This is a genomic window from Variovorax sp. OV084 (assembly GCF_900111625.1).
Classification (GTDB): Bacteria; Pseudomonadota; Gammaproteobacteria; order Burkholderiales; family Burkholderiaceae_C; genus Variovorax.
Genome location: NZ_FOII01000003.1, coordinates 199,857 through 213,670, shown reverse-complemented (window position 1 = coordinate 213,670; position 13,814 = coordinate 199,857). Strand labels below are relative to the sequence as shown.

Annotated in this window: 13 protein-coding genes; 3 read left to right on the top strand and 10 right to left on the bottom strand. The window is 62.1% G+C overall.

The genetic code is table 11. The annotated features are described in order from the left end of the window. Positions 1 to 14: 14 nt before the first annotated feature. From BMW87_RS11055 to moaC, 5 genes are all read right to left on the bottom strand, one after another. Positions 15 to 4,013: a pilus assembly protein gene (locus BMW87_RS11055; RefSeq protein ID WP_093076280.1), complete on the bottom strand. Its 3,999-nt coding sequence runs from the start codon at positions 4,011 to 4,013 to the stop codon at positions 15 to 17. A gap of 17 nt (positions 4,014 to 4,030) precedes the next feature. Then, the gene (locus BMW87_RS11050) at positions 4,031 to 4,714 is read right to left on the bottom strand and encodes a pilus assembly PilX family protein (protein WP_143062574.1); all 684 of its coding nucleotides are present in this window, start codon (positions 4,712 to 4,714) and stop codon (positions 4,031 to 4,033) included. Further along, positions 4,711 to 5,763 (bottom strand): PilW family protein, encoded by a 1,053-nt coding sequence (locus tag BMW87_RS11045; protein WP_093076277.1) that lies wholly within the window; start codon positions 5,761 to 5,763, stop codon positions 4,711 to 4,713. The genes BMW87_RS11050 and BMW87_RS11045 overlap by 4 nt, the downstream gene beginning before the upstream one ends. Before the next feature lie 8 nt (positions 5,764 to 5,771). Beyond that, on the bottom strand, positions 5,772 to 6,386 hold the full coding sequence (gene pilV / locus BMW87_RS11040; RefSeq protein WP_177192757.1) for a type IV pilus modification protein PilV: 615 nt from the start codon (positions 6,384 to 6,386) through the stop codon (positions 5,772 to 5,774). 298 nt (positions 6,387 to 6,684) lie between these two features. After that, entirely contained in the window at positions 6,685 to 7,167 is a 483-nt protein-coding gene (gene moaC, locus BMW87_RS11035) for a cyclic pyranopterin monophosphate synthase MoaC (protein WP_093076274.1), read from the bottom strand. Between the two features lie 53 nt (positions 7,168 to 7,220). Here moaC and BMW87_RS11030 point away from each other — a divergent pair, with 53 nt between their 5' ends. Continuing rightward, the gene (locus BMW87_RS11030; protein WP_093076273.1) at positions 7,221 to 8,786 is read left to right on the top strand and encodes a M48 family metalloprotease; all 1,566 of its coding nucleotides are present in this window, start codon (positions 7,221 to 7,223) and stop codon (positions 8,784 to 8,786) included. A 24-nt stretch (positions 8,787 to 8,810) separates the two neighbouring features. Here BMW87_RS11030 and BMW87_RS11025 read toward each other — a convergent pair whose 3' ends face one another. The 3 genes from BMW87_RS11025 to BMW87_RS11015 form a co-directional block, all read right to left on the bottom strand. Then, a complete protein-coding gene (locus BMW87_RS11025; protein WP_093076271.1) occupies positions 8,811 to 9,164 on the bottom strand; it encodes a phage holin family protein in 354 nt (117 codons plus the stop codon). A gap of 87 nt (positions 9,165 to 9,251) precedes the next feature. Beyond that, on the bottom strand, positions 9,252 to 9,716 hold the full coding sequence (locus BMW87_RS11020; protein WP_093055263.1) for a hypothetical protein: 465 nt from the start codon (positions 9,714 to 9,716) through the stop codon (positions 9,252 to 9,254). 77 nt (positions 9,717 to 9,793) lie between these two features. Further along, a complete protein-coding gene (locus BMW87_RS11015) occupies positions 9,794 to 10,543 on the bottom strand; it encodes a TerC family protein (protein ID WP_093076270.1) in 750 nt (249 codons plus the stop codon). A 490-nt stretch (positions 10,544 to 11,033) separates the two neighbouring features. Between BMW87_RS11015 and BMW87_RS11010 the strand changes: the two genes are divergently transcribed. Together BMW87_RS11010 and BMW87_RS11005 are read left to right on the top strand one after the other, a co-directional pair. Then, entirely contained in the window at positions 11,034 to 11,498 is a 465-nt protein-coding gene (locus BMW87_RS11010; RefSeq protein WP_093076268.1) for a DUF3717 domain-containing protein, read from the top strand. Positions 11,499 to 11,500: 2 nt separating this feature from the next. Then, positions 11,501 to 11,806, top strand: a complete 306-nt coding sequence (locus BMW87_RS11005) for a putative signal transducing protein (RefSeq protein WP_093076267.1) — start codon at positions 11,501 to 11,503, stop codon at positions 11,804 to 11,806. Between the two features lie 10 nt (positions 11,807 to 11,816). Here the strand turns inward: BMW87_RS11005 and BMW87_RS11000 are convergent, their stop codons facing one another. Next, a complete protein-coding gene (locus BMW87_RS11000) occupies positions 11,817 to 12,377 on the bottom strand; it encodes a YaeQ family protein (RefSeq protein ID WP_093076265.1) in 561 nt (186 codons plus the stop codon). Then, complete coding sequence (gene purB, locus BMW87_RS10995; RefSeq protein ID WP_093076264.1) at positions 12,377 to 13,756, bottom strand: adenylosuccinate lyase; 1,380 nt, start codon at positions 13,754 to 13,756, stop codon at positions 12,377 to 12,379. Before purB ends, BMW87_RS11000 begins: the two co-directional genes overlap by 1 nt. Positions 13,757 to 13,814: the final 58 nt, after the last annotated feature.

Genomic DNA, 13,814 nt, shown 5'->3' with positions numbered 1-13,814 from the left:
TGGGTGAATTCGCATCATGGAGTTCCTGTCGGATTTGCCGCCGCCTTGGCGTCCTTATAGTTGGGGACTTGGCGCCAAGTCAGGCGAGCCGCTATCGACGAGACAACCCCGTTGTTGCCTGTCGGCTTTGTGACGTCCATGCCAGGGGTGCCATTGCCATTGCCCGTGCCCAGATTGATGACGGAGAGCCTTTTCTTCTCGGTTCGGCGACCTCGCGAATCAGTCTCTGAGTAAGCGCCCGGACCTTCTTCGATCACGATAGGAGACGACAACAGTCCCACTGTCGAAAGGCCACAAGACTCCCCCGTCGTCAGGCCCGTCGAGGCATTGACCGCACAGCTTCTGCCGCCCCCGCCGGCACCACAGACATTAGCATTGGGAATAAGGGTGTTGAAGAACAGGTAGCCTGCAGCCATCTCCATTTCCGTGACTTGGCGCTCGCCTTGATCCACAGAATTCGGCAAGTCAAAGTACCAGCCGCGTCGCGGTGAAGAGGTTCCCAGCGCACTGCTGTATTCGCCGTATACGAATCCGCTGCCGGCAATCGTGTACTTGCCACCAGTCGCGGCGGTCGCGGTGCGAGGCTGCAGGCTCGTGCGGCCATTGGTGATTGCAACGCCGTTGTCGTAGACCCCGTACATCGATTGAGTGGTGTAGCTCGATGTCGCCGAGTCCGAGTTCTCGATGAATTTCCCTGTACCAAACAGAATCACTGCGTTGCCACCCGGCCCGATTCCAATCTCTGGCGGGATGGTGATTGGCTGTCGGTTGGAGCTTGCATCGGTGGCAACGAAGAGCGGTCTCCCACTGAATGCCAAGGCATTGGTTGCACTCCAGGGGGCATTCACCGTGAAGTCGAATTTCCACAGATTGCCCTGGGTGTCGCCCCCATAAAGATAGAGCACGGTGCCGTCGTTGCTCGAATAGTCGGTTGGAACGCTCAGGGCATTGATCAAACCGTCTTGAGGCAACGGAAGCACGATCTTGTAGTAGTTTGAGTTCAGCTGCCATGCTTCGCCGGATGCCTTGTCGAGTGCAAGCAGAAACAGCGCTGAGTTGCCAGTTGAATTGCCGTTGTTCAGGCCCGACGGCACCACGGCAAACCAGCGATAGGTGGCCGCGGTGGCTGCAGTCGTTCCCGTCGCTTTCGTGGTCCTGAACTTGAGAATCTTTGGCGCTTGTGTGACATACCCCATGTCCGGGTCGTCCGCGCCGCTGAATTCCCAAAGCACATTGCTGGCAGCAAAGGTCGCCGGATTGGTCACGTCCAGTGCGAATACGCCACGAGCGCCACCACCGACTCCCGAGACCAACGCGGTTTTCCAGTTTGACCCGATCTGGACCTCGGCGGCCGCCGGAGGTGCGTCGACATAGGGGCGATGAACGTAGGAGGGAGAGGTGTAGCGGTTCAGGTATGGAAACACAAGCCGCGGTACGTATGCGAACAGTTCTGCCCCCGTCGTGGCATTCAGTGCATGCAGCATGCCGTCATTGGCGCCGACGTAAACCGTCTTTTGGCGGTTCTTGTTGTTGGCCAGGAACGTCGCGTAGCCGGTGCCCTGGATGGCACCGCTTGGAGCCCCCACGTAGAGCGGTGCGGAGTTGATGATGTCGCCAAGCACTGAATCGCGCACGCGCATCACGCCTGTCGCCTCGTTGCTACGGTCGCCACGCAGGTAGTTGAGTCGAGCTTCGCCGAGCGAATCAGTCGCGGCCGGTGTGACGTCGGGCGTCGTGTTCAGATACCCCTTGAGCGTCGCGTCCGCGGCGAAGGAGTTCCACTGGAACGTGGCCCCGCTGCCACTCGTCAACATGGTGAAGATGTTCCGGTTGACTGCGGTGGGCGAGGGCGGAACGACGGGTGACGTTGTGGAATTTCCGGTCAGCAGGGTTCCCGCATTCCAGCTTGCAGTCGGTGCCATGTTGGTTGCGCCGGTCGTCGAATCCAGCGTCAACGCATAGGAAAGAAGTGACCCGGACCATTTTTCCGGATTGAATTGAGGGACATAGACCGTGGTGCCCGACGTGGTCACACGCGCACCGCTGACCGCGCCCCCCGCAACCGTGCCGCTACCCGCGGTCGCTTTCTGGAAGACCTTGCGGATCGCCGCGATCATCTGCGTCGGCTGGCTGGCAAGGAAGTAGTTTGCGGGTTTGGGATTGCCATCGTTGTCCGTTCCTTCGGCCCACTCGGTGTTGTCGCTCCCCGCTGTCGACTTGAAAGGGTTGCCATCGTTGTTGCTATCCACGAAGCCACCGTACTTGGCGGCGAGATAGAACGCACTCCCGCGCTTGTTGGATGCACCATTGTTTGATCCCCCCCTGATCGTGCCATCGCCGCCTTCATCCACGTCGATGGTGAAGGTCCGAACCCTCACATCGGGATAGTCGGACCGGATCTTCTGGGTGTTTGCCCAGTAGGCCATGCCTGCCATGCCAAATGAGCCGTTGTTCGAGCCAGTGTTCAACGTTGCGACATTGGTCGACGTCAGCTGGGTTCCACTCGCGTATCCGTAGGTCAAAGGACCGGTGTTTCCCGCGGTCGTCAGCCCGGTTTTCCCGGAGGGATGGGAGTAGCCCACGGCCTGCTTGTTCTCGAAAGCACCAATGAGATTTGTCCAGAGGGACGTGTTCGGCTCAAAGGCGGCATCGTCGTACCCCCGATCGAAGTCGCCGTCCGAGCCGCCTTTGACCATGCCGGGCAACGATTTGTCGCGGTGCGTGTTCAGATCGCCGATGGTCAGGACATAGTTTCTTTGGCAACTGGCGACCACGGGATCCCAGTTGCTTTGAGTGCCACTGCCCCAGGAGCTTGTGTTGTTGTAGACGGGATAGCCATCCTTCATGGCGTCGGTCATGCCATCGGTGGCTTGGGGCGATGGCGCCTTGCCTTGGAGATAGCGAATCGACTCATAGTAGAGCTCGCTGACGGGGTCGAAGCCCTTGTATGTCCCCTGCGTGGGGCCCGTGCGGCCAAAGCGGTTCAGATAGTTGACAACCCCACTGAGTCCCGTTGTGCCAGGATTAAGGGGATTCTCAACAAAGACGCCGGTATCCGAATTCCATTCGGTATTGGCGTTGTCTACTTTGTTGAATGCTGCGTTGAACTTCTTGGGGCCGGTGTACCGCATGGGCGCCCGCAGCACTCCGCCATAGCGCCCCACCGTGTTGTCCATCAGGTAGCCGAATGCCGAAAATCGCATCTGTTCGGCATAGGTCTGGATCGAGCCGACTGGCTTGTAGTTGTTGTTCGGATACTTGAGGCAAAGGTCGGGGCGAATCGGGCCTTCGGTCGCCGTGCAAACCTCCACTCGAGCGAAGTAGGGTGCGGATTGAGAATTCGGACCGTATCGCTGGTCGTTACCCGGGTTGCTGCACGAGCCACTGGATGAACTGCCGATGAATAGCTTGTCGAGGCAACTGTTGAAATAGATCGTGCTGTTGTTGGTGACAACTCCGGTGCCGACAAGCGGGGTGAACTTATTGAGATTGCCAGCAATGGATTTGCCAGGAAAGTAGGAGCCGCTCCGGTAAAAGTCAGTCTGAAGAACGGCACGTTGCAACACGGTTTGGGTAGTGGTGTCCGTCACTCGGTCACCACCGGTCATTGCGTAGCGCAGCATGTCGATTGCCGAAGATGCAGCCCAGTTCAGCAGGTTCCCACTCCACTGGTTGCTGCATTCGATCGAGCCCGCGGTTGTCTTGGTAGCCGTTGCGGCCCTCTTGAAATAGTTGTCGGCTGAGCTGTACGTATAGCAGCCCATCGGATCCCAGTAGCCAATGTAGGTCTGAGTCGAGCTGAAGCTTCCACGGTACGCCGTTCCCGTGGTGGGAAATTCCACCGAGAGGGCGAGCACCATGTTCGGGTTGACGCGCGAACTCGAGGAGAAGAGCGGCCCCTGTGCAATATCCGCTGCGGGAGGGATTGCGTGCGCAGCAACGCCAAACATCAGGCTGGCGCCGAAGACCGGAATCCAGCGCAGCAACCGTGCGAGCAGTTTTTGATGAAACATATTGATCTCTCTGAGGCTCAGGGACAGCCTGGGCTGGCTACGAACTTGCGAACAGTGCTCTGCAGCACGATTTGTGTCTCGTCGCGAACGCCGTAGCCGATGGCGGTCACGCGATAAAGGAATTTTTTCTTTCCACTGCTGGCACTGGCCAGTTGGTCAGCCTCATACCCGCCGTTGTCAGGTATGGCTTCTATGACATAGCGAGGTAGGCGCGCTGTCGAGGCGCTGCCCCCGCCGATTGGTGCCTTCATGTAGGTCTGGCCAGTGAAGGAACCAAGCGCAACGGATTTTGCCGAACCATCAGTGACGCTGAAGTCGACTTGAAGCCATGCGGGTGCGGTGCCGCTCGCACTGGCAGTGCATAAGCCCTGGCTTCCGCCTGGCCCCCCGCAGCTTGGCACGAAGGCGGATATGTCATCCTTGTCGCTGAATGAGCACAGCCGCTGATTGCCGTTGGTGTTGGGGCCAGTGATATCGATCTCGGCATCCATCAGGGCTGCTTCCGCTGCCTGGAATGCCACTTCGGAGTCTCGGTCGTTTCTTGCGCTTCGCTCGTTCACTAAAGACAGTGACGCTGCTCCAACACCCAGCACCGTGATGATGATGAGCATCATCAAAACCATCATGAGCGACATGCCGCGTTGCGGACGATGGCTTGAAGCGCGCGCCTTCAAGCGCGATGGCAATTGCTGAATACTCACGTTGGCGCTTTCAGAATATTGCGGACGGTCACTGTGAACGTCACTACCCTGCGAATCCGACCGTCATCTGGCGGTGCAAAGCTGACAGCTGAGAATTCGGGGCCCAGTGGGTACAAGCGATATGCCGATGCGCTGCCAATTTGTTTTTGCGTCGTATTGTCTTTGGAGCTTCGCAAAACCATGCCCACTCGCACTGCGACTACCTTGCGCCATTTGTCGTTGTTCGTGCATGACGACGGCATGCAAGAGTCGGTTCCTGCAGTCAGTGTCTGGGACGCAACCTGCTTCGCGTCCAGCCACTTGTTCGGCGTGCCGTCGTTGTTGACGTCGTAGCCATACATGACCTTGAAAACTTCGACGCCCCGGACAATTGATTCCGTTTTGAAAGTCCCAGTGTCGGTGCGGTACTTGCAGTTGAGTTCCGGTTCATTCGCAGGTCCCGTTGCGACATAGAAAAGATTCCACGTCCGGTCGGCCATGGTGGGGGTAGCCCCCGGGGGTGTTTGTGGCAAACCGATGCAATTGATGATGGTGCCGTCGGCCTCGTCTGCCTTGCCACTTTCCCAATTGGCGCGACCAAAGAATCTCACTAGAAGCGAATCGCTGGCGCCCGCTGCAGTATTGCTGTCATTGGTGCCGTAGCCAGTGGATGTGTCGACAGAACTGCCGGCGACATTTGCTGCACCGACGAGATCGAGGTTCTGTGTGTCCGACGGATTGCCCGTCGGCATCGAAAAGGTGCTGGCGATGCTGACAGTGCCATCGGCCTTGACCGCGTCAGGCGTCAAATCGGTATAGCCTGCCTGGCGAATAACGGTCTTGATGAGATAGCCAGCGAAGCGGGTGGAATCCTGCAATCCCTGGGTTTCGGAGTCAGCGTTAAACAACTGCTTGCTTGCAATAAAGGCAGCACTCGCAGTCAATACGATCAACAAGCCCAAGACTAGGGCGATCATCAACTCGACCAAGGTTACGCCGCGCTGGACAACCCTGGCGCTGAACCTGCCCATCCGATCAGATGAATATTGTTCAAGGAAGAAATTTCGCATGGGATTTCTTAGAAGCCAACAGGGGTGTACGAGCCGTAGCTCTGTCCTGGGACTAGCTGAACAACAACTCTTGGTGGTCGTGTCGCTGCATCGTTGTCATTCAATGCACTGTTGGTTTGCCTAGGCGTCCAGCTCAATTTGACGACCAAGTTGCGGCCGGCTGGATCGCAGGCCCACTTGTAGGCAGAGCTACTTGTATCCCAGGGATCCGAGTCGAGGCACACCTTCACCCTTGACCCCGGAAGCGCCGCGTCGACGCGCTGCACCCAGTTGTTTACGTCCCACGACGCGAGTTGCACGTTGGTGCAGTCAGCGCTGATGCATGTCGTGCCTGCCGTGCTTGCTCCTGGGGTCGTATCCCCGCTCTTCCAGTCCAGGAGGTAAGCGTTGTCAGCGGCTGCCGTTTTTATCGCAATGACCTTGTTGGCGCGGGTTTTCTCCGAAAGCTCGCGTGCAAGGTTGACCGCCGACGAGAAATTGCCGGACTCGCTGGTAGTGCGCATGGCGGACAAGAGCATGCCGCTCGCACCTAATAGACCCACGGTCAACACGATGATCGACACGAGGACTTCAAGGAGCGAAAAACCTGCAATCGTGGCGCGCGATGGACGGGCGGTTTGCACGGTGATGACCTTTGTTAATTGGTGACGCTAAGGTTGCAAATTGTCACCAAATGGCCGCGCTATGCCGCACCCGCTTGTCCGCCGGTGAATACCTTTCGTCCGCTGAACAAACGGTCTAAAGAGCGGTTTCCGAGGAAGGAGGCCCGGGACTGGGCCATGCGGGAGACCGTTCAACGATCTCTTGGCCTCCGAGATTAGGTGGGCAAAGTTTCGATGCGTGGCAAGTGCATACTTGGCGATACAGGTGGCTTGGAGATTTCCGCCAGCATCAGATACTCGGGTACAAAGCGTTGCAGCTTTACTCCGCCACCCAACTCCCCGACTTCCCCCCATGCTTCTCCAGCACATGCACATCGGTAATCCGCATCCCCCGGTCCACCGCCTTGCACATGTCATAGATCGTCAATAGCGCCACCTGCACCGCCGTCAACGCCTCCATCTCGACCCCCGTCGGCCCGACAGTCTCGACGGTCGCCGTGCAGACCACTTGCGGCACGCTCCCCGCGTCGGCAAGCGCAAACGCCACAGCCACCCGCGTCAACGCCAGCGGATGACACAGCGGAATCAGATCACTCGTCTTCTTCGCCGCCTGAATCCCCGCGATCCGTGCGATGCCCAGCACGTCGCCCTTCTTCGCCGTCCCCGATTCGATCAGCGCCAGCGTCGCCGCCTGCATCTCGATGCGGCCGGTGGCGACGGCCACGCGGTGGGTTGCGGGCTTGCCGGCCACGTCGACCATGTGGGCCTGGCCCTGGGCGTCAAAATGGGTGAGAGTGCTCATGGTGAACGTTCGTTTTGAAGACGCATCATACGAGCCCGAGCCACAGACGAGGAATGCCGCGCTTGACTCCCCATCGCCCCACGAAAAGCCTGCCGATGCCTGCCTTGCGGTCGTTGTGCGCTACTTTTTTAATAGCTTCCCAGGTGCTGTTGCCGGTGCCCGCGCTGGCGCAGATGCAGCAGATCCTGCCCGGGATGGGCGACGGCGGCGAGATGACCGCCAGCGCCGAGCGCCACCTCGGCGACCAGATCGCCCGCGAGCTGTACCGCGACACGGACTACATCGACGACCCGGTGATCGCTGCCTACGTACAAGACATCTGGCAGCGCCTGCTGACGGCCGCCCGCGCGCGCGGCGAGCTCACGCCCGAACTCGACGAGCGTTTCGCCTGGACCGTTTTGCTGGGCCGCGACCGCAACATCAATGCCTTCGCGCTACCCGGCGGCTACCTGGGGCTCAACCTCGGCCTGGTGGCTGTGGTGGGCAGCCGCGACGAGCTGGCCACGGTGCTCGGGCACGAGCTCTCGCACGTCACGCAGCGCCACATCTCGCGCATCATGAGCAAGCAGGGCAAGCAGATGCCGTTGATGATCGCGGGCCTGATCCTCGGGATGATCGCGGCCGGCAAGAGCCGCAACGGTGACGCAGGCCAGGCCGTGATCATGGGCAGCCAGGCGCTGTTCATGCAGAACCAGCTGAGCTTCTCGCGCGACATGGAGCGCGAGGCCGACCGCATCGGTTTCGGCGTGATGACGCAGGCGGGCTTCGCGCCGCAGGGCGCGGCCGCGATGTTCGAGAAGCTGCAGTACGCCTCGCGCCTCAACGACAACGGCTCGTACCCCTACCTGCGCAGCCACCCGCTGACGACCGAGCGCATCTCCGACATGCAGGGCCGCTTCCAGTTCCGCATGGACGCGGCGCCGCCGGTTCCGCTGGCCATGGACCACGCGATGATCGCCTCGCGCGCCCGCGTGCTGACGCGCCCGGGCGTCGACGTGCTGCGGCTCTGGATCGAATCGGCCTCCAGCGGCGAGTTCGCGAAAAGCTCGCCGGCACAGCAGGCCGGCACGCTCTACGCGGCGGCGTTGTCGGCCAAGGAAATGCGCGACTACAAGAGCGCGCGCACGCTGGTCGAACGACTGGTCGCACGTACGGCGGAAGACCCGGCCGCAGCGAAGCAGGCGCGTTGGCTCAGCGCGGAGATTGAACTCGCCGCAGGCGCGGCCCCCAAGGCAGCTGCGCTGCTCGACGCCAAGTCGAAGGAGCGGCCCGAGATGATGCTCGCCGCCGAAGCCGCCACGGCGATGCGCCAGCCCGCGCCGATGATTCCCGTGCTGCGCGACTGGGTCGCCGCGAACCCACGCGACGCCACGGCGTGGCGCACACTCGCCAATCTCTACGGCGCCCAGAACGACACGCTGCGCGCGGTGCGAGCCGACGCCGAGGCGAACGTGGCGATCCTCGACTACCCGGCCGCGCGCGACCGCTTCAAGGCTGCACAGGAACTCATCCGCCAGTCCAGGGTGGTCGACCACTACGAGGCGTCGATCATCGACACCCGTGCGCGGACAGTGGAGGCGTTGGTGAAAGAGCAGGCCGCGGAGCCGCCGCTGAAGTGACGCAGCGCGGCAGCCGCTGCAGATTCAGCGCTTGGACAGCAGCCCGCCCAGCGCGGACTCGATCAGCAGCCCCAGCAGCGAATACAGCAGCGAGCCGATCAGCGCGGCCAGGAAGCCGCTGACGTGAAAGCCGCCCAGCAGCCCTGACGCGGCCCAGAACAGCAGCGCGTTGATGATGAACAGGAACAGCCCGAGCGTGACGATGGTGACTGGCAGCGTCAGCACCACCAGCACCGGCCGCACGACCATGTTGAGCAGGCCGATCACCGCGGCTGCGATCAGCGCGGAGCCGAAGCTGTTGACCTGGACACCGCTGTAGAGATAGGCAACCGCCAGCAGCGCCACGGCGCTGAGCAGCCATTTGATGATGATGCGCATAGGGCGCTCAGGATACCCCAGGGCCCACAAAACAACGAGCCCCGGTGCGTTGCCGCACCGGGGCTCGTCAGAGAGACTCGTCCTGCCTTACTCGGCCAGTTCGTTCGCCAGCACCAGCAGCGCGCCCATGCCCATCACTGCGCCGGGAAAGGCCCAGCCCGATTGATGGGCCGGTGTCTGGTCGGGCGTCACCGGCTCCAGGTCGACGCCGATCTTCGGGCGGCGCGCATCGACCACGTGAACGGCCGAATGCTCGCGCTTGAGCTGTGCCGTCAGTTCGGTCAGCGGGCCCTTGGCCAGCACCGGGGTCACCTGGCCGCCATTGCGCTCCAGCAGCGGCAGCATCTGCGCCTGCACCTTGCTGAACCACTTGGCACGCCAGTTCTCGCGCGCGCTGTGGCTCACCCACTTGCTGATGCGATGCGTCATGCGCGGCGCACAGGCCACGAGCACCCAATGGCGCGCCACGACGGTGCTCGCGTCCGGAGCAAGTTCGGCGAACTGCTCGCAGGCGTAGGTGACGTCGTCGACATAAAGAATGATCTTTTCCATGGCGTGCTCCTTCAGGTAGTTAGAGTGACAGAGACTGGTTTGGACAGGAAGTTCGTGGTTGAGCAGTGACCACCGGCTCAGCCGGTCGTCACCGCCTGTTGTTCAGGCTTGTTGCGGGCGTGGCGCGCAGCCACCCACTTGCCGATTGCCAGCACCAGCAGCGCACCGGCGATACCGGCTGCGTACTTGACCACGTCGGTCTGCGGCACCTTCGGCACCCAGGTCCAGGCGGCGGCGTTTGCCAGTGCGGGGTCGGACACGGCCATCGTGCCGGCGATCCAGCCGAGCAGCATGCCGCCCAGCGTGATGATCATCGGGAAGCGGTCCATCAGCTTGATGACCAGCTGGCTGCCCCAGACGATGATCGGGATGCTCACGAGCAGGCCGAAGATCACGAGCGGCATCTGGTGGCCGTCGCCCGCGCCTTGCGCGGCACCGGCGATGGCGATCACGTTGTCGACGCTCATCACGAGGTCGGCCACGATCACGGTCTTGACCGCGCCCCACAGCTTGTCGCTGCCGGTGATGTTGCCGTGCGCGTCGTCGTGTTCAGGGGCCAGCAGCTTGACGCCGATCCACAGCAGCAGGATTGCGCCCACCAGCTTCAGGAACGGAATGGCCAGCAGCGTCAGCGCAAAGAAGATCAGGATGACGCGCAGGATGATGGCGCCCGCTGTGCCCCAAAGAATGCCCTTGGTGCGTTGGGCCGGCGGCAGCTTGCGGCAGGCCAGCGCGATCACGACGGCGTTGTCGCCGCCCAGCAGGATGTCGATCATGATGATCTGACCGACCGCGACCCAGAACTCCGGGGTCATGAACATTTCCATAGATTCCTCTTTTGTCTTTGCGCCCCAGCCTCTCCCTTCAGGGGCGACGACGGAAGGCGCATGCCGATGCGTTTCGATTCATCCCGTGCGGGAAGATCGAAAGCGAGGAATGAAGTCCGGGGGTGACACCGGGAGCTTGCGAACGCTTCGACCAAACCTGCACAGGTTCAAATCGAAGGTCTCGCTCGACAGCGCCCGCGCGAGTGCGCGTACGTTGTCCGGCAGGCCGGAAGTGTTTTGCTTCGTATTGACGACCTGACGATTCGCGCTGCCGTGGACAGCGGTCGGGAGCTACTCCCCTTCGTGGGGCGGATTAGAGCATCGAAGCTCGCGGCGGTGCAATCGAAAGTTTCCACGGGTTTAAAGAGAACACCTTCGAACTGCCGATGAACAGGGGGCGTGGTGCTCTGTTTTTCATAGCAATCTTGTCCCTTCAGCGTTTCGGGACATTGCCGGACTATGATCGCCGTCCGCTGCTTTTTCACGTTCCATGGCCGCCATACACATCACCGACATCGAGGCCGCCATCAACCACTGGCGCGAGAAGACGCCGTCGCCCGACGGGGTCACGCTCGGCCCCGAATTGCGCGCGCTGGCCGAGGTCTACGCGCTCATGGTTTTCCATCACGAGGACGAGGTCGACGAGGTCGGCTTTCCGCCCAAGGCCTGGGCCGCGTGGATGGCCTGGTACGAGAGCACGCCCGATACGCCGTGCATCGCGATCTGCTCCACCAGCCAGGGCGACGACGAATGCAAGGGCTGCGGCCGTACCTTCGACGAGGTGCAGTTCTGGCCCGGCATGACACCCGTCGAGAAGCGCGCCACATGGCGCCGCATCACGATGGAAGACTCGGCCTGGCGCTTCAACCGCTATGCGGAACGGGCGCGCGAGGCGGAACCGCCGCCGTCCGCCGCCGAGCCCGACCCCGACGACGAGAAAAACTGGACCCCCTGACCATGCGCCGCCTCGCGCAAGCCCCCAACCTCGCGATCGCGACCGTGTGGGTGCACGCGCTGCGCGAAGAGGGCGTGGCCGCCACCGTGCAACGCGAATTCCTCGGCGCGGTGATGGGCCAGTTGCCGCCCGACCAGTGCCTGCCAGAGATCTGGATCGACGACGAGAGCCAGTTCGATCTGGCCAGGAGGCTGCTGCACGAACTGCAGCATCGCCCGCAGCGCAGCTGGCTGTGCGTGTGCGGCGAGCAGGTCGAAGGCGGCTTCGAGCAGTGCTGGCAGTGCGGCGAGATGATGCCGGCCGCCTAGCCGCGCGGCATTACTTCCAGCGCAGCAGTTCCACGTCGATGCTGTTGACGCCGTCGCCCAGCGTCAGCGTGTTTTCCTGAATGGTCGCCTGCAGCTGCATGCTGCGCTGCGCCAGCGCGGCCAGCGCCTGCGAGGCATTCGTCGGCACGCGATAGACCTTCAGGTTCTGCGGCCGCGTGAGTTTGTTCTCGATCCCGCGCCACCAGATCTCGGCCGCGTGGTTGAAGCAGTAGACGATCACCTCGTCCGCCTTGCCGCAGGCCTTGATGATGGGCTTGTCTTCCGGCTGGCCGACCTCGATCCAGATCTTGACCTCGCCCGTGAAGTCGCGCAGCCACACGTCGGGTTCGTCGACGTTCGACAAGCCGGCGCCAAAGGCCAGCGTGCCGTCGCCCTGGCAGACGTCCTGCAGCTGATGCGCATTGAGCGCGAGCGCGACAAGCCGGATCATCATCCGCTCGTCGGTTTCACTTGGGTGGCGCGCCAGGGTCAGCGCATGGTCGGCGTAGTAGCCGTGGTCGATGTCGGCCACCGCGAGGGTGGCCTTGAAGATGGTGGACTTGAGGGCCATCAGATGCGCTTGGCCAGCTCGGCAGCCTTGCCGACGTAGCTGGCCGGCGTCATCGCCAGCAGACGGGCCTTTTCCTCTTCCGGAATTTCCAGCGAACGGATCAGCCCGTGCAGCGCCTCGGCCGTCACGGTCTTGCCGCGCGTCACTTCTTTCAGCTGCTCGTAGGCACCCTGCACGCCGAAGCGGCGCATCACGGTCTGGATCGGCTCGGCCAGCACTTCCCACGAGGCGTCGAGGTCTTCGGCCAGCGCTTCCTCGTTGAGCTCCAGCTTGCCCAGGCCGGTGGCCAGGCTGGCGTAGGCCAGCGTGGCATAGCCGAAGGCCACGCCGATGTTGCGCAGCACCGTGCTGTCGGTCAGGTCGCGCTGCCAGCGGCTGATGGGCAGCTTCTCGCTCAGGTGGCGCAGCACCGCGTTGGCCAGGCCCAGGTTGCCTTCGGCGTTCTCGAAGTCGATCGGGTTGACCTTGTGCGGCATCGTCGAGGAGCCGATCTCGCCCTTCTTCAGGCGCTGCTTGAAATAGCCCAGGCTCACGTAGCCCCAGATGTCGCGCGAGAAGTCGATCAGGATCGTGTTGGCACGCGCCACCGCGTCGAACAATTCGGCCATGTAGTCGTGCGGCTCGATCTGGATGCTGTACGGCTGGAAGCTCAGGCCCAGTCCCAGCGGCGCGGGCGTCTCGATGACCTTGCGGCTGAAGGCTTCCCAGTCGAAATCGGGCCAGGCGGCCAGGTGGGCGTTGTAGTTGCCGACCGCGCCGTTCATCTTGCCCAGCAGCTGCACCGAGGCAATCTGCGCGCGCGCCTTCGACAGGCGCACCGCCACGTTGGCGATTTCCTTGCCGACCGTGGTCGGGCTGGCGGTCTGGCCGTGCGTGCGCGACAGCATCGACACGTTGGCGAACTGGTGCGCCATCTCGCGCAGCTTGGTGATCAGGCCGTCGATGGCCGGCAGCACCACCTTGTCGCGCGCGGCCTGGATCTGCAGGGCGTGGCTGGTGTTGTTGATGTCTTCGCTGGTGCAGGCGAAGTGCACGAACTCGGCGGCCGCGAGCAGCTCGGGCCGGGCCTCGAACTTGGACTTGATCCAGTATTCGACCGCCTTCACGTCGTGGTTGGTGGTTTTCTCGATTTCCTTGATGGCCAGCGCGTCGGCCTCGGAAAAGTGCGACACCAGGCCCAGCAGGTACTTGCGGGCGCCGCCCGTCAGGGGCTTGAATTCGGCGAAGCCGCAGTCGGACAGCGCAATGAACCACGCCACCTCGACTTGCACGCGCCGGTGCATATAGCCCTGTTCGCTCATCAGCGGACGCAACGCCGCGAGTTTGGCCGCGTAACGGCCATCAAGGGGGGAAAGGGCGGAAACGGTGGAAAAGCTCATGCCCGAATTTTAGGCGGCCGGCGGTCCGTGGGGCGGTACCGACACATTGGGGTCGATT